At 72.7% G+C, this 19,350-nt stretch carries 22 protein-coding genes; 10 read left to right on the top strand and 12 right to left on the bottom strand.

All coding sequences use genetic code 11. The features are described from left to right. Positions 1–24: 24 nt before the first annotated feature. The 4 genes from ACI78T_RS13760 to ACI78T_RS13745 form a co-directional block, all read right to left on the bottom strand. Positions 25–780: a succinate dehydrogenase/fumarate reductase iron-sulfur subunit gene (locus tag ACI78T_RS13760; RefSeq protein ID WP_456558670.1), complete on the bottom strand. Its 756-nt coding sequence runs from the start codon at positions 778–780 to the stop codon at positions 25–27. Continuing rightward, a complete protein-coding gene (locus ACI78T_RS13755; RefSeq protein ID WP_456558669.1) occupies positions 777–2,573 on the bottom strand; it encodes a fumarate reductase/succinate dehydrogenase flavoprotein subunit in 1,797 nt (598 codons plus the stop codon). Before ACI78T_RS13755 ends, ACI78T_RS13760 begins: the two co-directional genes overlap by 4 nt. 15 nt (positions 2,574–2,588) lie before the next feature. Beyond that, on the bottom strand, positions 2,589–3,419 hold the full coding sequence (locus ACI78T_RS13750; RefSeq protein WP_456558668.1) for a hypothetical protein: 831 nt from the start codon (positions 3,417–3,419) through the stop codon (positions 2,589–2,591). Positions 3,420–3,605: 186 nt separating this feature from the next. After that, positions 3,606–3,830: a hypothetical protein gene (locus ACI78T_RS13745; protein ID WP_456558667.1), complete on the bottom strand. Its 225-nt coding sequence runs from the start codon at positions 3,828–3,830 to the stop codon at positions 3,606–3,608. A gap of 120 nt (positions 3,831–3,950) precedes the next feature. Here ACI78T_RS13745 and ACI78T_RS13740 point away from each other — a divergent pair, with 120 nt between their 5' ends. The 4 genes from ACI78T_RS13740 (at position 3,951) to ACI78T_RS13725 (ending at position 6,761) form a co-directional block, all read left to right on the top strand. After that, complete coding sequence (locus ACI78T_RS13740; protein ID WP_456558666.1) at positions 3,951–4,571, top strand: hypothetical protein; 621 nt, start codon at positions 3,951–3,953, stop codon at positions 4,569–4,571. A 65-nt stretch (positions 4,572–4,636) separates the two neighbouring features. After that, entirely contained in the window at positions 4,637–5,617 is a 981-nt protein-coding gene (locus ACI78T_RS13735; RefSeq protein ID WP_456558665.1) for an LLM class flavin-dependent oxidoreductase, read from the top strand. 42 nt (positions 5,618–5,659) lie between these two features. Beyond that, a complete protein-coding gene (locus ACI78T_RS13730) occupies positions 5,660–5,824 on the top strand; it encodes a hypothetical protein (RefSeq protein WP_456558664.1) in 165 nt (54 codons plus the stop codon). 37 nt (positions 5,825–5,861) lie between these two features. Beyond that, a complete protein-coding gene (locus ACI78T_RS13725) occupies positions 5,862–6,761 on the top strand; it encodes a DUF1028 domain-containing protein (protein ID WP_456558663.1) in 900 nt (299 codons plus the stop codon). Between the two features lies 1 nt (position 6,762). Here the strand turns inward: ACI78T_RS13725 and ACI78T_RS13720 are convergent, their stop codons facing one another. Continuing rightward, a complete protein-coding gene (locus ACI78T_RS13720) occupies positions 6,763–7,152 on the bottom strand; it encodes an MmcQ/YjbR family DNA-binding protein (RefSeq protein WP_456558662.1) in 390 nt (129 codons plus the stop codon). 1 nt (position 7,153) lies between these two features. Then, positions 7,154–7,540, bottom strand: coding sequence for an MmcQ/YjbR family DNA-binding protein (locus tag ACI78T_RS13715; RefSeq protein ID WP_456558661.1), 387 nt, complete (start codon positions 7,538–7,540; stop codon positions 7,154–7,156). Between the two features lie 117 nt (positions 7,541–7,657). On the opposite strand from ACI78T_RS13715, the gene ACI78T_RS13710 reads away from it, so the two are divergent. Next, positions 7,658–9,961 carry a putative bifunctional diguanylate cyclase/phosphodiesterase gene (locus ACI78T_RS13710; RefSeq protein ID WP_456558660.1) on the top strand — a complete coding sequence of 768 codons (2,304 nt, stop codon included), beginning with the start codon at positions 7,658–7,660 and terminating at the stop codon, positions 9,959–9,961. A 1-nt stretch (position 9,962) separates the two neighbouring features. On the opposite strand, the gene ACI78T_RS13705 is transcribed toward ACI78T_RS13710, so the two are convergent. From ACI78T_RS13705 to ACI78T_RS13690, 4 genes are all read right to left on the bottom strand, one after another. Then, positions 9,963–10,502, bottom strand: a complete 540-nt coding sequence (locus tag ACI78T_RS13705) for a PaaI family thioesterase (protein WP_456558659.1) — start codon at positions 10,500–10,502, stop codon at positions 9,963–9,965. 112 nt (positions 10,503–10,614) lie between these two features. After that, positions 10,615–11,430 carry a succinate dehydrogenase/fumarate reductase iron-sulfur subunit gene (locus ACI78T_RS13700; protein WP_456558658.1) on the bottom strand — a complete coding sequence of 272 codons (816 nt, stop codon included), beginning with the start codon at positions 11,428–11,430 and terminating at the stop codon, positions 10,615–10,617. Continuing rightward, positions 11,427–13,373: a fumarate reductase/succinate dehydrogenase flavoprotein subunit gene (locus ACI78T_RS13695; protein ID WP_456558657.1), complete on the bottom strand. Its 1,947-nt coding sequence runs from the start codon at positions 13,371–13,373 to the stop codon at positions 11,427–11,429. The genes ACI78T_RS13700 and ACI78T_RS13695 overlap by 4 nt, the downstream gene beginning before the upstream one ends. A 19-nt stretch (positions 13,374–13,392) precedes the next feature. Then, positions 13,393–14,088 (bottom strand): succinate dehydrogenase cytochrome b subunit, encoded by a 696-nt coding sequence (locus ACI78T_RS13690; protein ID WP_456558656.1) that lies wholly within the window; start codon positions 14,086–14,088, stop codon positions 13,393–13,395. A gap of 165 nt (positions 14,089–14,253) precedes the next feature. On the opposite strand from ACI78T_RS13690, the gene ACI78T_RS13685 reads away from it, so the two are divergent. Continuing rightward, the gene (locus ACI78T_RS13685; protein WP_456558655.1) at positions 14,254–14,859 is read left to right on the top strand and encodes a sulfite oxidase-like oxidoreductase; all 606 of its coding nucleotides are present in this window, start codon (positions 14,254–14,256) and stop codon (positions 14,857–14,859) included. Beyond that, positions 14,852–15,583, top strand: coding sequence for an FAD-binding oxidoreductase (locus tag ACI78T_RS13680; RefSeq protein WP_456558654.1), 732 nt, complete (start codon positions 14,852–14,854; stop codon positions 15,581–15,583). The genes ACI78T_RS13685 and ACI78T_RS13680 overlap by 8 nt, the downstream gene beginning before the upstream one ends. 1 nt (position 15,584) lies before the next feature. Here the strand turns inward: ACI78T_RS13680 and ACI78T_RS13675 are convergent, their stop codons facing one another. Then, on the bottom strand, positions 15,585–15,911 hold the full coding sequence (locus tag ACI78T_RS13675) for a hypothetical protein (protein WP_456558653.1): 327 nt from the start codon (positions 15,909–15,911) through the stop codon (positions 15,585–15,587). A gap of 130 nt (positions 15,912–16,041) precedes the next feature. On the opposite strand from ACI78T_RS13675, the gene ACI78T_RS13670 reads away from it, so the two are divergent. From ACI78T_RS13670 to ACI78T_RS13660, 3 genes are read left to right on the top strand one after another with little or no spacing between them, the layout of a single operon-like run. After that, positions 16,042–16,863 carry a formate/nitrite transporter family protein gene (locus ACI78T_RS13670; RefSeq protein ID WP_456558652.1) on the top strand — a complete coding sequence of 274 codons (822 nt, stop codon included), beginning with the start codon at positions 16,042–16,044 and terminating at the stop codon, positions 16,861–16,863. A gap of 45 nt (positions 16,864–16,908) precedes the next feature. Further along, positions 16,909–17,811, top strand: coding sequence for an ATP-binding cassette domain-containing protein (locus ACI78T_RS13665; protein WP_456558651.1), 903 nt, complete (start codon positions 16,909–16,911; stop codon positions 17,809–17,811). After that, positions 17,808–18,557, top strand: a complete 750-nt coding sequence (locus ACI78T_RS13660; RefSeq protein WP_456558650.1) for a hypothetical protein — start codon at positions 17,808–17,810, stop codon at positions 18,555–18,557. Before ACI78T_RS13665 ends, ACI78T_RS13660 begins: the two co-directional genes overlap by 4 nt. Before the next feature lie 7 nt (positions 18,558–18,564). Here ACI78T_RS13660 and ACI78T_RS13655 read toward each other — a convergent pair whose 3' ends face one another. Then, a complete protein-coding gene (locus ACI78T_RS13655) occupies positions 18,565–19,227 on the bottom strand; it encodes a hypothetical protein (RefSeq protein WP_456558649.1) in 663 nt (220 codons plus the stop codon). Between the last annotated feature and the right edge of the window lie 123 nt (positions 19,228–19,350).

Raw genomic sequence — 19,350 nt, 5'->3', positions numbered from 1 at the left:
GCGAACCTGCCCCGGGACGTCCCATCAGTCCTTGGGCCGCCGGCCGATCTTCGAGCCGAGCCAGGTGAGCGGGTCGAACCGGCGGTCCACCACCCGTTCCTTGAGCGGGATGATCCCGTTGTCGGTGAGGTGGATGCCCTCCGGGCACACCTCGCTGCAGCACTTGGTGATGTTGCAGTAGCCCAGGCCGAACTCGTCCTGCGCCGCGTCCCGCCGGTCGGTCACGTCCAGCGGGTGCATGTCGAGCTCCGCCAGCCGGATGAGGAAGCGCGGGCCGGCGAAGGCGCCCTTGTTCCCCTCGTGGTCGCGGATGACGTGGCAGGTGTCCTGGCAGAGCCAGCACTCGATGCACTTGCGGAACTCCTGGGAGCGCTCGACGTCGACCTGCTGCATCCGGTGGCTGCCGTCCTCCTCCCGCGGCCGTGGGGCGAACGCGGGGATCCGCGAGGCAACCTCGTAGTTGAAGGACACGTCGGTGACCAGGTCGCGGATGACCGGGAACGTCCGCAGCGGGGTCACGGTCACCGTCTCGTCCTCGGCGAACGTCCCCATCCGGGTCATGCACATCAGCCGTGGCCGGCCGTTGATCTCGGCGCTGCAGGAGCCGCACTTGCCGGCCTTGCAGTTCCACCGGACGGCGAGGTCGCCGGCCTGCGTCGCCTGCAGCCGGTGGATGATGTCGAGGACGACCTCGCCCTCGTTGACCTGCACGGTGAAGTCCTGCAGGTCGCCGCCGGTGGCGTCGCCGCGCCACACCCGGAACCTCGCGTCGTAGCTCATGCGATCTCCTCGAAGATCTCGGCCAGCTCGCCCGGCATCTGGGGGAGCGGTTGCCGGGTCAGCGCCACCGAGCCGTCCGGGGCGCGCGAGCAGATGAGGTTGGTCCGCGCCCACTCGGAGTCGGTCGCGGGGAAGTCGTCGCGGGTGTGCCCGCCCCGGCTCTCCTGGCGCTCCAGCGCGGCGCGGGCGATGCACTCGCTGACGACGAGCATGTGCGGCAGGTCGAGGGCCAGGTGCCAGCCGGGGTTGTACTGCCGGTGCCCCTCGACCGACAGGTTCGCCACCCGCTCCCGCAGCGCGGCGATCCGCTCCAGGGCCTGCTCCATCTCCGGCGCCGTCCGGATGATCCCGACCAGGTCGTGCATCGTCTGCTGCAGGTCGTGCTGCACGGTGTAGGGGTTCTCGCCGCCCTCGCGGTCGAACGGGGCCAGGGCGGCGCGCGCGGCGTCGGTCAGCGCGTCCTCGGCGAGCGCGACGCGGTCGATCCGCTTGAGCGCGTGCTCGGCCGCGGCCAGGCCCGCGCGCCGGCCGAACACCAGCAGGTCCGACAGCGAGTTGCCGCCCAGCCGGTTGGAGCCGTGCATGCCGCCGGCCACCTCGCCGGCCGCGAACAGGCCGGGCACCCGGGCCGCCTCGGTGTCCGGGTCGACCTCCACCCCGCCCATCACGTAGTGGCAGGTGGGCCCGACCTCCATCGCCTCGGCCGTGATGTCCACCTCGGCCAGCTCCTTGAACTGGTGGTACATCGAGGGCAGCCGCTTGCGGATGTAGTCGGCCGACCGGCGGGAGGCGATGTCGAGGTAGACGCCGCCGTGCGGGGTGCCGCGGCCGGCCTTGACCTCGCTGTTGATGGCGCGGGCCACCTCGTCGCGCGGGAGCAGCTCGGGCGGGCGCCGGTTGTTCTTCTTGTCCTCGTACCAGCGGTCGGCCTCGGCCTCGGTCTCCGCCGTCTCCTTGCGGAAGAAGTCGGGGATGTAGTCGAACATGAACCGGTTGCCGGCGGAGTTCTTCAGGATCCCGCCGTCGCCGCGGACGCTCTCGGTCACCAGGATGCCGCGCACCGACGGCGGCCAGACCATCCCCGTCGGGTGGAACTGGACGAACTCCATGTTCACCAGCGTCGCGCCGGCCTGGAGCGCCAGGGAGTGCCCGTCTCCGGTGTACTCCCAGGAGTTCGACGTCACCTTGTAGCTCTTGCCGATCCCACCGGTCGCCAGCACCACCGACGGCGCCTGCCAGGCCACGAACCGGCCCGACTCCCGCCAGTAGCCGAAGGCGCCGGTGATGCCCTCGTCGTCGGTGAGGAGCCGGGTGACCGTGCACTCCATGTACACGTCGATCCCGAGCGCGACCGTGCGCTGCTGGAGGGTGCGGATCAGCTCGAGCCCGGTGCGGTCGCCGACGTGGGCGAGGCGGGCGTAGCGGTGGCCCCCGAAGTCGCGCTGGCTGATCAGGCCGTCCGCCGTCCGGTCGAACAGCGCACCCCAGTCCTCGAGCTCGCGGACCCGGTCGGGCGCCTCCTGGGCGTGCAGCTGCGCCATGCGCCAGTGGTTGAGCATCTTCCCGCCGCGCATGGTGTCGCGGAAGTGCACCCGCCAGTTGTCCTCGGGGTAGAGGTTGGCCATCGCGGCGGCGATGCCGCCCTCGGCCATCACCGTGTGCGCCTTGCCGAGCAGCGACTTGCACACCACGGCGGTGCGGGCGCCGTTCTCGTGGGCTTCGATCGCGGCCCGCAGGCCCGCACCTCCCGCCCCGACGACGACCACGTCGTACTCGTGCCTCTCCAGCTCCATCAGAAGGGCCCCATCTCAGAAGAAGCGCAGATCGCTGATCGTGTCGGTGGCCAGCAGGAAGACGTAGGCGTCGGCGATGGCGACGCTGAACAGGGACAGCCAGGCGAACTTCGCGTGGTGGGCGTTGAGCCGAGAGGCCTGGGTCCAGAGCTTGTAGCGCAGCGGGTGCCGGGAGAAGTGGTTGAGCCGGCCGCCGACGATGTGCCGGCAGGAGTGGCAGGACAGCGAGTAGGCCCACAGCAGTCCGGCGTTGGCCAGCAGGATGAGCGTGCCCAGGCCCATGTGGCCCCACTCGCCGGTCTCGTCGCGGAACCCGAGGACGGCGTCGTAGGTGAGGATCACGTTGAACACCAGGGCGCCGTAGAGCGCGTAGCGGTGCAGGTTTTGGATCAGCAGCGGCGGCCGGGACTCACCCGTGTAGCGCCGGTGCGGCTCGCCGACGGCGCACGCCGGGGGAGAGAGCCAGAACGACCGGTAGTACGCCTTCCGGTAGTAGTAGCAGGTCGCCCGCAGACCCAGCGGGATGACCAGGATGTAGATCGCCGGCGAGATGAACGACGGCCCGGTGAAGAACTCGGGGAAGGTGTCGCCCTCGCACCCCGTCGTGATGCACGGCGAGTAGAAGGGCGAGATGTAGGGCTCGGCGAAGTAGTAGGCGTTCTGGAACGCCCGGAAGGTCGAGTAGACGACGAACGACAGCAGCACCACGACCGTGACCAGCGGCTGGACCCACCACCGGTCCGTGCGCAGGTGCCGTCGCGCGATCGCCGCGCGCCGCGGGGCCGGTCCGCCGTCGCCGCGCCCCGGGGTGACCGCTCCGGTGCCGCGGGGAGCCGTGGTGGTCACGGTGCCGCGTGGTGGGGCTCGGAGCCGGTCGGAGGAGCTGCTTCGTCTGGCACCACCGGCATCGCTGCCTCCAGCCTCGTCGCTGACGCCGCCCCGCGCGGCGGAGGAGCGCAGTGGATCACGGACCCCGGACGCTGAGAAGGGCTTCGACGGCGCGTCCTCGGGGGCGCGCCGCGCGAGAGGTGGTCAGCCCGCGAGGCGGGTGCACTCCGCGCACCGGTCCGAGGCCGGCGCCGATGCCCAGTCCGCGGCGGCGCTCACGGTGACCAGCTGCCCGCACAGCGACGCGTCGAGCCCGTCCACCACGGGCCGCGCGACGGCGTGGGCGGTGCCGCCGGACCGGCCCAGCGCAGGGCCTGCGGCCCGCGGGTCGCGTCCCGTCGAGCCGGTGAGGATGGGGGTCGCCGTCATCGTCCGAGGATGGGCCCCGCAGGTGTCCGCCGGGTGACGCGCTCCGGAACACCTGGGGGGCGCCCGGCCGTCCTGCCAGGATGGGCGTCCGCGCCGCGACCAGGACAGGAGCACCACGCAGTGACCGTGCCATCTGAGCAGCACCCGCCGGCCGCCATGGTGGTGCCGCGGTTCCTCGTCAAGCAGCGCATCACGATGATGGTGAACCGCTACGAGGTCCGCGCCGCCAACCCCGACGGCACCGAGGGGCACCTGCTGGCGTTCGCCGAGCAGAAGCGGATGAAGCTCAAGGAGGAGATCACCTTCTTCGCCGACGAGAGCCGCAGCCGCGCGGTCTTCTCGTTCAAGGCGCGCCAGCGCCTCGACGTGCACGCCGAGCACGACGTGTTCGACGAGTACGGCAACGTCATCGGCTGGTTCAGCAAGCAGTTCGGCGCGAGCCTGCTGCGCTCCACCTGGAACCTGTCCGCACCGGGGCTGGAGTCCGTGGGCCGGGAACGCCGTCCCGTCATCGCGATCCTGCGCCGGATCTGGGAGCTCATCCCGTACCTGGGCGACATCTGGGTGCCGTTCGTCTTCCACTTCGACTTCGTCGACACCGCCACCGGCGCGACGGTCATGGTGAGCGAGCGGCAGAAGGCCATCCGGGACCGCTACGAGGTCACGGTCCCCGACCCGCGCCTGGACTTCCGGGTCGCCGCATCCATGGCCGTCGCCCTGGACGCGCTGCAGAGCCGCTGACGCGCGGGGGAAGCCCTGCCCGGCCCGCCGCGTTGCAGAGGGCAACGACGAAAGGGCTCTCCTCCATGCGCATCCCGGTATCCATCCTCGACCTGGCCCCCATCGCCCGCGGTGAGACGGCGGGCAGCAGCATCGCGGCCAGCGTCGCGCTCGCGCAGCGCGCCGAGGAGCACGGCTACCACCGGGTCTGGTACGCCGAGCACCACAACATGCCGTCCATCGCGTCGTCGGCGACCAGCGTCCTGATCTCGCACGTCGGCGCGCACACGCGGACCATCCGGCTCGGCGCCGGCGGCGTGATGCTGCCCAACCACTCGCCGCTGACGATCGCCGAGCAGTTCGGCACCCTGGACGCGATGTACCCGGGCCGGATCGACCTGGGGCTCGGCCGCGCCCCCGGCTCCGACCAGAACACGATGTACGCGCTGCGCCGCAACCCGAACTCGGCCGACCGCTTCCCGCAGGACGTGCTCGAGCTGCAGGCCTACCTCGCCGGCGAGACGCGGGTGCCCGGCGTCGACGCCGTCCCGGGCAAGGGCTCGAACGTCCCGCTCTACATCCTGGGGTCGTCGATGTTCGGCGCGACGCTGGCCGCCGCACTGGGCCTTCCCTACGCGTTCGCCTCGCACTTCGCGCCGCAGATGCTCGAGCCGGCGGTCGCCGCCTACCGCCGGGAGTTCAAGCCCTCCGAGCAGCTGGCCGAGCCCTACGTGATCGCCGGCGCGAACGTCGTCGCCGCCGACACCGCGGAGGAGGCCCACCAGAACCTCGCGGCCGTCAAGCGGAACCTCGCCGTCGGGCTGTTCGGCCGCGGGCAGCAGCTCGACGACGCGCAGGCCGACCAGCTGCTCGCCCAGGGCGCGGGCATGCACGTCGAGACCATGCTCACCCACACCGCGGTGGGCACCCGCGACGAGGTCGGCGAGTACGTGGAGCGCTTCCTCAAGGCCGCCGACGCTGACGAGCTCATCGTCGCCCACCAGGCGCCGAGCACCGAGGCCCGCCTGCGGTCGGTCACGCTGCTCGCCGAGGCGCTCGAGGGCTGACCGCCGGTCAGCGGGACGCCGCCGTCCCGCTTACCGTCGGGCATGCGCATCCGACGTTCGATCGCGACCCTCTTCGCCGTCACGGCCATCTTCTCCGGCGGGACGGCGACGCTGACCGCCTGCGGTTCCGACACGGCGGAGGACACCGTCGAGAACGACACCGAGAACGACGTCGAGGAGGACGAGGGCAGCGAGGACGACGACTGACCGGGTTCACCTCCGGGTCGGCGGGTAGGCCGATCCGGTGACCTACTCGATCGTCGCCCGAGACCCCGACACCGGCGAGATGGGTGTTGCCACCCAGTCGCAGGCCTTCGCCGTCGGCAACAGCGTGCCCTTCGCGCTGCCCGGCCACGGCGTCATCGCGACCCAGTCGATGGCCGAGCCCATGTACGGCCAGGTCGGTCTCGACCTGCTGCAGGGCGGGTTCACCGCCCAGGAGGTGCTGACGGCGCTCAGCAGCGTCGACCCGCACCCGGGACGGCGCCAGGTCGCCGTCCTGGGGGTGAACGGCGACCTCGCCGCGTACACCGGGGACCAGTGCGTCGACGCGGCCGGTCACCTGCAGGGCGACACCTGCGTGGCGCTGGCCAACATGGCCACCTGCGACCGGGTGTGGCCGGCCATGGTCGAGTCGTTCGAGAACTCGGCCGGCCCGCTGGCCCAGCGGCTGCTGACCGCGCTGCAGGCCGGGGAGGACGCCGGCGGCGACTTCCGGGGGCGCCGCTCCGCGGCGATCATGGTCATCCGGGCGACGACGACCGGTCGCCCCTGGCACGACACCGTGGTCGACCTCCGCGTCGACGACTCCGCCGACCCGATCGCGGCGCTGGGCGACCTGCTGATCACCAAGGTCCGGTACCAGGACGTCGTCCGCTACTTCGAGCAGGCCATCGACGGCGACCCCGTCACCGCGGACCGGGAGCTGGACCTGCTGCGGCCCATGGACCCGCGGACCGAGCCCGACCAGCTGATGTGGCGCGCTGTGGTCGCCGCGCTCGCCGGCCGGGAGGACGCCGCCCGCGAGATGCTCGGCGAGCTCGCCGGCACGGCTCCGCAGTTCCTCGAGGCGGCGCGGCGCTTCGGCAAGGCCGGGCTCATGCCCGCCGACGTCGTCGAGCGGATCGTGCCCGCGGGGGCCTGAGTCAGGCCGGACCGGGCGGGCGCTCGGCCAGCAGACGGCGCGGCGCCCGGCAGGCCCACGCCTCCGCCGCGAGCTCGGTGAGCGACTGCTGGTCGAGCTCGTCGAGCCGGCACAGCACGATCGCGTACCCGTCGAAGTGCGACGTCGTGAAGTAGACGTCCGGCTCCTCGGCGATCAGGGCCTGCTTCGCCCCCTCGTCGGGGACGTAGGCGGCGATCACCGGCCCGTCCGGCGCGGCGTCGCCCAGCTCGGCGGTGTCCTTCTTGCCGAGCGGTCGCTCCCAGACGAAGCCCTTGCCCTGCACCAGCCACTGCCGCCAGCCGCGGGTGGTCCCCTCGGTGGTGGCCGGCAGGGCCAGGCAGGTGCGCGCGACGTCGTCCCAGCTCGCCATCTCAGACCTCCTGGTGGTCGAGGACCAGCCGCCGGGGTGCGCGGGCGGCCCACGCCTCGCCGGCGAGCTCGGTCAGTGCGGTCCCGTCGAGCCGGTCGAGCCGGCAGAGGACGGCGGCCCACCCGTCGAAGTGCGACGTCGAGAAGTAGACGCCCGGCTCCGCGGCGAGCAGGGCCGCCTTCGCCCCCTCGTCGGGCACGGAGGCCACCATGACCGGTCCCGCCGGCGCGTCGGCGCCCAGCTCGTCGAGGTCCTTCCGGTGCAGCGGCCGTTCGCGCAGGAACGTCTTCCCCCGCACCAGCCAGCGCCGGCGACCGCTCGCCGACCGCGCCTCCGCGGTGCCGGGCAGCGCCAGCGCGACGCGCGCCACGTCGTCCCAGTCCGCCACGGGCGCACAGTACGGACACCCGGGCGGAAAGGCGCGTTGCTCCCTCGTGCGGGGGGCCACTCCGAGCAATCGTCCCGCGGGATTTCAGTGTCGGCGCGCACGGGCCGATACAGCTGCATGCGCACGAAGCGGCCGCACGACGCCCAGGGCACGGATGCCCGGGTGCGCGGCAGCGACCGTCTCCTGCGGGTGGCGCGCGTCCTCGCCGCGGTGTTCGGCGGGACGTGGCTCCTGGCCCTGACCGCCGGCGCGCTCGGCGCGACAGGGATCGGGTCGCTGCTCGCCTCGTCCGGCAAGCTGGTCTTCTTCGTCGGCCTCGTCGCGGTCCTCGTCGTCCGCGGGTTCGCCACCGCCGAGGGCAGGACCGCGTGGTGGCTGCTGGCCGGGGCCGTCGGCTCCTACTTCGCCGGTGCGCTGGCCTACGAGCTGTACTACCGCGGCCTCCCGGTCGCGCCGCGCCCGTCGTGGTCCGACGTCGGCTACATGGGCTTCTACCCGCTCGCGTGCGCCGCCCTGTTCCTCATGCTCCGGTCCCGGGTCCGCCGGCTGACCGCGGCCACCTGGCTGGACTGCGTCATCACGGGGCTCACCGCGTCGGCCCTCGCCGCGGCCGTGGCGCTGGGCGCCCTCGTCCGCGAGGCCGAGGGCGGGCTGGCCGTGGTTATCACCAGCGTCGCCTACCCGATCGCCGACCTGGTCCTGCTCAGCCTGCTGGCCGGCGCGCTGGTCGTCGTCGGCCGGGGTGACGGGCCGGCGTGGTGGTGGCCGGCCGGTGGTGTCGCCCTCTTCGTCGTGACCGACACCGTCTACGCCTACCAGGTCGTGCACGGCACCTACGAGGTCGGCGGCCCGCTCGACGTCGGCTGGAGCGCAGCCTTCATCTGCGTCGGCATGGCCGCCTGCATGCGCATCCGCGGCGGGATCGGCAGCCGGGCCGAGGGGCGGCTGGTCCTCGTCGTCCCCGCGGCGTGCGCGCTGGCCGCCGTCGGCCTGCTCTTCTGGGGCTACCTGGGGGAGGGGGACCCGGTCGCCGGCGTGCTCGCCCTCGGCGCGGTCCTCGCCGCGCTGGCCCGCACCGGGCTCACCTTCCGCGACGTCCGGGCGCTGGCCGACAGCCGCCGGCAGGCCCGGACCGACGAGCTGACCGGCCTGCCCAACCGGCGGTCGGTGTTCGAGGCGTTGGAGGCCGCCGACGACCGGCTCGCCGGCGGCGCCGGGGTGGCCGTGCTCGTCCTCGACCTCGACCGCTTCAAGGAGATCAACGACTCCCTCGGCCACGCCGTGGGCGACGCGCTGCTGCGGCAGGTCGGGCCGCGGCTGTCCCGCGAGCTGCGCTCGGAGGACCTGCTCGCGCGCCTGGGCGGCGACGAGTTCGTCGTCCTGGCCGCCGACCTGGGCGGCGCCGACGCGACGACGCTGGCCGCACGCCTGCGCGCGCAGCTCCAGCAGCCGTTCCGCATCGGCGGGATGAGCCTGACCATCGACGCCAGCGTCGGCGTGGCGATCGGCCCCGAGCACTCGGTCACCGCCGAGGAGCTGCTCCAGCTCGCCGACCTCGCGATGTACTCCGCCAAGGCCGGCCGCACCGGCGTCGCCGTCTACGACGACGCGCGCGACGGGCACGGCCGGCACCGGCTGGAGGCGGTCGAGCAGCTGCGGGCCGGCATCACCGGCGGCCAGCTCGTCCTGCACTACCAGCCGAAGCTGGCCCTGGCGACGGGTGAGGTGGAGGGCGTCGAGGCGCTGGTCCGCTGGCAGCACCCGACCCGCGGGCTGCTCTTCCCCGACGCGTTCATCGACCTCGCCGAGTCGGCCGGGCTGATGAGCCGGCTGACCTCGACGGTCATCGACATGGCCCTGGCCCAGGCGCGCGCATGGGCCGACGACGGCTGCCTGCTCACCGTGTCGGTCAACGTCAGCCCGTCGAACCTGGTCGACGAGGAGTTCCCCGACGAGGTCGCCGAGACGCTGGCGCGGCACGGCCTGCCCGCCGCCGCGCTCGTCCTCGAGGTCACCGAGAGCATCCTCATGGAGGACCGCGAGCGGGCCGTCGGCGTGCTCTCGCGCCTGCGGGAGGCCGGCGTCGGCGTCTCGATCGACGACTACGGCACCGGCTACTCGAGCCTGGCCTACCTCGCGGCGCTGCCGGTCACCGAGCTGAAGCTCGACCGGGTGTTCGTCGGCGCCATGACCGGCAGCCCGCGCGCCGCCTCGATCGTCACCTCGACCCTGCAGCTGGCCCACGCCCTCGACCTGACGCTGGTCGCCGAGGGCGCCGAGGACCAGGCCACCGTCGACGCCCTCGCCAGCCTCGGCTGCGACGTCGTCCAGGGGTACCACCTGAGCCGTCCGCTCCCGCCGGAGCAGCTGTGGTCGTGGCTGCAGGACCGCCCGCCGGCGACGGTGCGCTCGCTGGCCTGAGTCAGCTCGCCGGGATGGGGAACACCAGCAGCGAGCTGGACGCCGTCGCCACGGTTCTCCCGGCCGCGTCGAGGACCTCGCCCTCGGCGAACGCGACCCGCCGCCCCGGCTTGACCACCCGGCCGATCGCGGTGAGCGGACCGCTGCTCGCGTGCACGGCGCGCAGGTAGCTCACCTTGAGCTCGATCGAGGTGTAGCCGACCCCGGCGGGCAGCGTCGTGTGCACGGCGCACCCGGCGACGGTGTCGAGCATCGTGCAGACCAGGCCGCCGTGGACGACGCCGATCGGGTTGTAGACCGACTCGTCCAGGTCGCAGGTGAACTCGACCCGGCCCTCCTCGAGCGCGGTGATGCCCATCTGCACCAGCTTCGCGATCGGGGGAGGGGGCAGGACGCCGTCGCGGATCGCCTCCATCGTCTCCAGCCCCGACCGCTCGAGCGCCCCGGCGGCGGTGATCATCGGGTCGTGCCACTCCACCGTCCGCGAACGGGGCTCGCCCCAGGTGTCGGGGGTGGACGCGGTCGTCAGGTCTGCCGTCATGGGTCTAGGTTCGCACATCGAACCCAGGGTTGTCCGCAGCGGGGCCCCGGAACGACGGAGGACCCGCCCCTGAACGGGACGGGTCCTCCGACGTGCGGGTGTCGCGGAGCGCTCAGCTCTTGGGTCGCGCCCCGGCCCGGAGCGCGCCGAGCAGGTCGTGGTTGAGCCGGGAGATCGTCTCCATCGAGATCCCCTTCGGGCAGGCGTGCGAGCACTCACCGATGTTGGTGCAGCCGCCGAAGCCCTCGCGGTCCTGCTGGGCGACCATGTTGACCACGCGGTCGTTGCGCTCGGGCTGGCCCTGGGGGAGCAGGCCGAGGTGGGTGACCTTGGCCGCCGTGAACAGCATCGAGGAGCCGTTCGGGCAGGCCGCGACGCAGGCGCCGCAGCCGATGCAGGTCGCCGCGTCGAACGCCGCGTCCGAGTCCTTCTTCGGCACCGGGGTCGAGTGCGCCTCGGGGGCGGTGCCGGTCGGAACCGAGATGTAGCCGCCGGCCTGGATGATCCGGTCGAACGCCCGCCGGTCGACGGCGAGGTCCTTGATCACCGGGAACGGGCTGGCCCGCCACGGCTCGATGTCGATCTTGTCGCCGTCCTTGAACGAGCGCATGTGCAGCTGGCACGTGGTGGTCTGCTGCGGGCCGTGCGCCTCGCCGTTGATCATCAGACCGCACATGCCGCAGATGCCCTCGCGGCAGTCGTGGTCGAAGGCGACCGGGTCGTCGCCCTGCATGATCAGCTGCTCGTTCAGCACGTCGAGCATCTCGAGGAAGGACATGTCCGGCGAGATGTCGGTGACCTTGTAGGTCACCATCTTGCCCTTCACGGACGGGTCCTTCTGCCGCCAGACGCGCAGCGTCAGGTTCATGCCGCGCTTCTCCGACGTGCCGCCGGGCGTCGAGTGCGGCCCCTGCTCGGTGATGGTCACTTGTAGCTCCGCTGTGCGAGGTGGACGTACTCGTACTCGAGGGCTTCCCGGTGCAGGACGGGGGGCTGGCCCTCCGGCGTCCACTCCCAGGCCGCGACGTAGGCGAAGTTCTCGTCGTCGCGCAGCGCCTCGCCGTCAGGGGTCTGGCTCTCCGCCCGGAAGTGGCCACCGCAGCTCTCGTTGCGGTGCAGGGCGTCGACGCACATGAGCTCGGCGAGCTCGATGAAGTCGGCGACCCGGCCGGCCATCTCGAGGGTCTGGTTGAACGAGTGCCAGTCGCCGGACACCTTCACGTTCGTCCAGAACTCCTGGCGGATCTCGGGGATCCGGTCGAGGGCCTTGCGCAGGCCCTCGTCGGTGCGCTCCATACCGCACAGGTCCCACATCAGCTTGCCCAGCTCCCGGTGGAACGAGGCCGGCGTGCGGGTGCCGTTGATGTTGAGCAGCTTCTGCACCTGTGCCTGGACGCCCTGCAGCGCCTCGACGGCGGCCGGGTGGCTGTCGTCGACCTTCTCGAACGGCGCGTCGGCCAGGTACTCGGTGATCGTCGCCGGCAGCACGAAGTAGCCGTCGGCGAGGCCCTGCATCAGCGCGCTCGCGCCGAGGCGGTTGGCGCCGTGGTCGGAGAAGTTGGCCTCACCGATCACGAACATGCCGGGGATCGACGACTGGAGGTCGTAGTCCACCCACAGGCCACCCATCGTGTAGTGCACGGCGGGGTAGATCCGCATCGGCACCGCGTAGGGGTCCTCGCCCGTGATCTGGGCGTACATGTCGAAGAGGTTGCCGTACTTGGCCTCGACGGCCGGCCGGCCCAGGCGCTCGATGGCGTCGGCGAAGTCCAGGTAGACGCCGAGCCCGCCCGGGCCCACGCCGCGGCCCTCGTCGCACACGTTCTTGGCCGCGCGGGAGGCGATGTCGCGGGGGACCAGGTTGCCGAACGAGGGGTAGATGCGCTCGAGGTAGTAGTCGCGCTCGCCCTCGGGGATCTCGCGCGGGTCGCGGGTGTCGCCGCGCTCCTTGGGCACCCACACGCGGCCGTCGTTGCGCAGCGACTCGCTCATCAGCGTGAGCTTCGACTGGTAGTCGCCCTTGACCGGGATGCAGGTCGGGTGGATCTGCGTGTAGCAGGGGTTGGCGAAGTAGGCGCCGCGCTTGTGGGCCCGCCAGATCGCCGTCGCGTTCGACCCCATCGCGTTCGTCGACAGGTAGAAGACGTTGCCGTAGCCGCCGGTGGCGAGGACGACGGCGTCGGCGAAGTGCGTGCTGATCTCGCCGGTCACCAGATCGCGGGCGACGATGCCGCGGGCGCGGCCGTCGACCACGATCAGGTCGAGCATCTCGGTGCGGGCGTGCTGCTCCACGTTGCCTGCGGCGATCTGCCGCTCCAGCGCCTGGTAGGCGCCGTAGAGCAGCTGCTGACCCGTCTGGCCGCGGGCGTAGAAGGTGCGCGACACCTGGGTGCCACCGAAGGAGCGGTTGTCGAGCAGGCCGCCGTACTCACGGGCGAACGGCACGCCCTGGGCGACGCACTGGTCGATGATGTTGACGCTGACCTCGGCCAGGCGGTGCACGTTGTTCTCGCGGGAGCGGAAGTCGCCGCCCTTGATCGTGTCGTAGAACAGCCGGTACACGCTGTCGCCGTCGTTGCGGTAGTTCTTCGCGGCGTTGATCCCGCCCTGCGCGGCGACGCTGTGCGCGCGGCGCGGGCTGTCCTGGTACCAGAACGACTTGACCTTGTAGCCGGCCTCGCCGAGCGTCGCGGCGGCCGAGCCGCCGGCCAGGCCGGTGCCGACGACGATGATCGTCATCTTGCGGCGGTTGGCCGGGTTGACCAGGCGGCCGCGGAACCGGCGCTGGCTCCAGCGCTCGCCGATCTCGACGTCGGTCGGGGCCTTGGTGTCGGCGATCGGCTCGCCGACGGTGAACAGTTCGAGTGCCATGTGGAGTGCGTTCCTGTCCTTAGTCCACGAGCCCGAAGACGACGGCTGCCGGGACCACGAGGTAGCCGGCGATGAGGAGGGTGGCGAAGCCGAACGCGAAGGCGTTGACGGTGCGCTCGCGGCGCCGGTTGCTCTGCCCCAGCGTCTGGGTGGCGCTCCAGATCCCGTGCCGCAGGTGCATCCCGAGCAGGATCAGCGTGACGACGTAGACCGTGGTGGCGATCGGGTTCTGGAAGCTCGCGACCAACCGGTCGTAGGGCGTGGAGTCGGTGCCGTCCGGGTTCGCGACGCCGAAGGTGAGGTCGAGGATGTGGTAGACGATGAAGCCGCCGATGATCACGCCGCCCCAGCGCATGGTGCGCGACGCGTAGCTCTGTGCCACCGACTTCTTCGTGACGTAGGACTGCGGCCGGGCGCGCTTGGCCTGGCGCCACAGGGCCACCGCGGCCCAGATGTGCGCGATCACCGAGATCAGCAGCACGACCTCGAGGCCGGTGAGGAAGGTGCGCGGCGGGAGGGCCGGCTCGCCGAAGTCCCGCAGCCATTCGGAGTAGTCGTTGAACGACTCCGCACCCTGGAAGACGTGCAGGTTCCCGATCATGTGCGCGATCAGGAACAGGATCATGATGATGCCCGTTACGGCCATCACGATCTTCTTGAAGACCGAGCTGGTCTTCGCCGCCTTGGGCGTCCTGCGGACGCTCGTGTCTGTCACCGTCACCACAGCACACAAGTTAGGCCGCCCACGTCTTTGCGGCGAGGTAAACACAGGGTGACACGGCTCATGTAAGGCTGCCCTCACCTGCACCTCAGGGCCTAGGGTCGGGCGGTGCGGACGGGGGTCGCACGGCCGCGACCACCCAGGTGAGAGGACGACGCCGTGCCCGGAGCAACCAGAGGATTCCTCGGCCGCCGCGCGCGCGACCCGCGGCTGCCCCCAGGGCAGTACGACGTCGGCCGTGACTGGCCGGTGCTCACCGCGGAGCCCACGCCGCGGATCTCGCCCGAGACGTGGAGCATCACCGTCGACGGCCTCGTGGAGTCGCCGACCACCTGGACCTGGGACGAGGCGCACCAGCTGCCGCCGTCGGACTACCGCGGCGACATCCACTGCGTCACCACGTGGTCGAAGTTCGACACCCACTTCTCCGGCATCAGCGTCGACACGCTGCTCGAGGCCGCGCGCCCCACGCCCGAGGCGCACTTCGTCATGGCGACGTCGAAGACCGGCTACACGACCAACCTGCCGCTCGAGGACGTCACCGGTGGCAAGGCGTGGGTGGTCTGGGAGTTCGACGGCAAGCCCCTGCCGATCGAGCACGGCGGTCCGGTCCGGCTGCTGGTCCCGCACCTCTACTTCTGGAAGAGCGCGAAGTGGATCAGCAAGCTCTCGCTGATCGCTCGCGACCAGCCCGGGTTCTGGGAGCAGAACGGCTACCACGACCGCGGTGACCCGTGGCGCGAGCAGCGCTACCAGGGTGACTGAGGCTCTGGGGCAGGGCGCCCCCGACGCGCCCCGCGGCGGTTGGCGCACGGCGACCGTCTCGCGGGTGCGCCGGCCGATCCCGCGGTCGGTGGAGCTGCGCCTCGACGTCCTCGACCGGATCGACCACATGCCCGGACAGCACTACGTCGTCCGGCTGACCGCCGAGGACGGCTACACCGCGCAGCGCTCCTACTCGGTCGCGTCGGCGCCCGGCGACCCCCTCGTCGAACTGATGGTGGAGCGGCTCGAGGACGGCGAGGTGTCGACGTACCTGGCCGACGTCGTCGAGCCCGGTGACGAGCTGGAGGTGCGCGGCCCGATCGGCGGCTGGTTCGTCTGGGACGGCGAGACGCCCGCCCTCCTGGTGGCCGGCGGCTACGGCGTCGTCCCCTTCGTGGCGATGATCCGGCACGCCCGCGAGCTCGGGCGGCTGGACCTGCTGCGGGTGGCCGTCTCCAGCCGGACGCTCGCCGAGCTGCCCTACGCCGAGGAGCTCATGGAGGCCGGGGCGCTGATCGTGCTCACCCGCGAGGCGCACGGCATCCGCCCGGCCGCCCGGCTGACCGCCGCGGACCTGCTGCCGCTGTGGGAGCCGGACCAGACGGCCTTCGTCTGCGGGTCGGCCTCCTTCGCCGAGGCGGCCAGCCAGCTGCTCGTGGGCATGGGGTTCCCGGCCCCGCACATCCGGGTCGAGCGCTTCGGACCCACCGGCGCCCCGGGCTGACTCAGGCCGACGCGTCCAGCGCCAGCCCCGCGGCGAGCAGCGGCAGGCAGACGAACAGGAAGACCCCGACGGCGGTGAGGCCCTCCCCGCTGTCGGGCTCCTCGTCGTCCAGGCCCCAGCCGAGGAAGGCCCGCACGTCGCTGGTGGAGGCCCGGGACAGGGCGGTCCCCCCGGTGAGGGCGAGCAGGCCGGCGACCACCATGAGGCAGATCGCGGTGCTGCGCCGGAACCCTGAGTCCCCGAGCCACCACCAGAGCCCGCCGGCCGCGACGGAGACGGCGACGCCGCCGGTGACCATGAGCAACGCCTGCCGGAGACCACGTGCCATGGCGACCATGCAACACGCGGCAGCCGGTGACGACGGTGAGGATCGCCGGGCGGGTGTCGCGGCGGGAGCGGCGGGGGTAGGGGTGCGGCGACCGTGCGCCGTGGACGCCCGGCGTGCCCGAGGAGGAGCCGTGGAGCTGGACCAGAAGCGCGCCGAGCTGGGGGAGACCGACGCCCCCGCCGAGGACGAGGTGGCCACCGCGTTCGACCGGATCGTCGACGAGGGCGCCCAGCGGTTGCACCGTTCCTGGCGGGAGGTCCTGACCACGGGGCTGGCCGGCGGGCTCGAGGTGGCCATGGGGGTGCTCGCGCTGCTCGCCGTCTACGCCGAGACGGGCAGCCACCTGCTGGCCGGCATCGCCTTCGCCATCGGCTTCATCGCCCTCCTGCTCGCCCGGAGCGAGCTGTTCACCGAGGGGTTCCTCGTCCCCGTGACCGCCGTGGTGGCGGGGCGGGCGCGTGTCGCGCAGCTGGCCAAGCTGTGGGGCGGGACCCTCGTGGCCAACCTCGTCGGCGGCTGGCTGGTCATGTGGGTCGTCGTCCACGCCCTGCCCCCGATCGGCACCACGGCGATCGAGTCGTCGGCCACGTTCGTCGACGCGCCCCTGGACCTGCAGTCGGTCTGCCTGGCCTTCCTCGCCGGCAGCGCCATCACCCTCATGACGCGCATGCAGCACGGCGCCGACACGGAGGGCGCCAAGATCGTCGCCGCCGTGGCCGGTGCCTTCGTCCTGGCCGGTCTCGTCCTCTTCCACTCGATCCTGGACTCGCTGATCATCTTCGGCGCGCTGCACGCCGGGGCGCCCTTCGGCTACGGCGACTGGCTCGCCTGGTTCTGGTACGTGACGCTGCTGAACATGGCCGGCGGGCTGCTCGTGGTCACCCTGCTGCGCCTGGTGAGGAGCAAGGAGCTGATCGAGCAGGAGCGCGCGCGGGCGCACGGCGGGGACTGAGCGCGCCGTCGCCGGCCCCCCGGTCCGTTCGGCCATGCTGGCCGCGTGATCGAGCTCGACGGGCTGACCAAGCGGTACCGAGCGCGCGTCGCCGTCGACGACCTCACGGTGACCGTCGAGCCGGGCCGGGTGACCGGCTTCCTGGGCCCGAACGGCTCGGGCAAGACGACGACGATGCGCTGCATCCTCGGCCTCACCCGGCCGACCTCCGGCACGGCGCGGGTCCTGGGCCGTCCCTACCGGGAGCTGGCGCGGCCGATGCGCCGCGTGGGAGCCCTGCTGGACCCGCGCGCCCGGCACCCGCACCGCACCGCCCACGCGCACCTGCTCGCGCTGGCGCAGAGCAACGCGCTGCCGCCGCACCGGGTCGACGACGTCATCGGGATGGTCGGCCTCGAGGCGGTGGCCCACGACCGCGTCCGCGGGTTCTCCCTCGGCATGGGGCAGCGGCTGGGGATCGCGGCGGCGCTGCTCGGCGACCCCGACGTCCTGCTGCTCGACGAGCCGGTCAACGGCCTGGACCCCGAGGGCATCCGCTGGGTGCGGGAGCTCCTGCGCGGCCTGGCCGGCGAGGGCCGCACGGTCCTGGTCTCCAGCCACCTCATGAGCGAGATGGAGGACACCGCCGACCACCTCGTCGTCCTCGGGCGGGGCCGGCTGCTGGCCGACGTGCCGATGCACGAGCTGCTGGGCGCCTCCGCCACGGTCCGCGTCAGCAGCCCCCAGGTGCGGCTCCTCGCCCCGGCGCTGCAGCGGGCCGGGGGGACCGTCGAGCTGCAGGCCGACGGTGCGCTCCGGGTCGAAGGGCTGGAGCTCGCCGACGTCGGGGACGTCGCCTTCGCGGTCGGTGCCCGCGTGCACGAGCTCAGCCGCGCCACCGCCTCGCTGGAGGCGGCCTACCTGACGCTGACCGGCGACGACGTGGAGTACCGGGCGGTCGCGCCGTGAGCCGGCCCGTCCCGTTCCCCGCCCTGCTGCGCAGCGAGTGGACGAAGCTGCGCTCGGTCCGCGCCACCTGGTGGTGCAGCGGCCTCTACCTGCTCGCCGTCGGTGGGACCGGGTGGCTAGCGGCGGCGAGCACCGACAGCGCGGCACGGGCCGGCATCGCGGTGCAGACGGCGCTGACCGGGTTCGGTTTCGGCCAGCTGCTGCTCGTCGTCCTCGGTGTGCTGGCGGTGAGCTCGGAGTTCGCCTCCGGCAGCGTCCTCGTCTCGCTGACGGCCGTGCCCCGCCGGACGCGCTGGCTGGCCGCGAAGACGGTGGTGGTCACCGCCTGGTGCCTCGCGCTCAGCGCCGTCCTGGCCGGAACCTGCGCCCTGGCCGCGCGCACGCTCACCGCGGTGCCCGGCGGCGTGCAGGTCACCGACCCGGAGGTCCTGCGCATCCTCGGCCTGCAGGTGGCGTCGGCCGGGCTGGTTGGCGTCCTGTCCGTCGCGCTCGGGGTGGCGCTGCGCTCGACGGCGGGAGCGGTGGGGCTGGGCGCCGGCCTCACCTTCGTCCTGCCGCCGGTCCTCGCCCTGGTCGGCGGCGCCGTCGCCTCGCGCGTCTCGCAGGGCCTGCCCGCGCTGCGGGTGGGGCAGGACGCCTTCCTCGCCGCCAGCACCACCTGGCCCGTGGGCATGGCGATCCTCGCCGCGTGGGCGGTCGGCACGTGGGCCGCCGGAGCCGCGCTGCTCGAGCGACGGGACGTCTGACCGCCGGTCAGGGGGTCACGGTCTCGCTGCTCGTCTCCGTCGGCGTGGTCGTCTCCGAGGACGTCGTGGTCGGCGTCGTGGTCTCGGTCGGCGTCGTGGTCTCCGTCGGGGCCGTGGACGTCGTCGTCTGGACGGGCGTCGAGGTCTCCACCGGGGTCGTCGCGGCGGCCACGACCGGTGGCGTCTCGGTGACGGCAGGGGGCGGCGGAGGCGGTGCCGACGTCCGGGCCGACGTCCTCGGTGTGGTCCGCGCGGCCGTGCGCGATGGGGTCACCCGGGCGGCACCGCGGGACGACGCGCCGGCCACCGCGGGGCGCGCGGCGCTGTCGGCGGCCGGCACCGCGGCCGGCGCCTCGGGCGTCGGGGGCGCCCCCGTGTAGACCGGGCCGGCCACCCACTCGTCGGAGTCCCCGGACCCGTCGGGGGACGACTGGCGGTCGTCGACGGAGGTCGTGCTCGTGCTGTCGTCGGCGAGCACCGCGTCCGGGGTCCGGTCGGCCGCCGCGGGGATGGTCACGAGGACGAGCCACGCGATGCCCGCCACCAGCACGAAGACGAAGACCGCGTCGAGGGGGCGGCGCCACCCCGGGAGTTCCAGCCACTGGTCAGCGGTGCGAGCGCGGTTGGCTCGCGTCCGGGGATTGCCCCGTCCCGCAGGCTTGTGTGCCACGGGTTCCTCCCACGATCGGTCCGGTCGAGCACGTCGGGGGCATCCCTCCACAGCGGGCCTCGTATACGGGGAGTCACCGTCGCCGCGCGGTCTTCGCCTGGTCGCCGTCACGGCGCGTCACCA

The sequence above is a fragment of the Blastococcus sp. SYSU D00922 genome, assembly GCF_054050495.1.
Note: the sequence above shows the minus strand (reverse complement) of the source record. Positions and strands in the feature narration are given on the sequence as shown.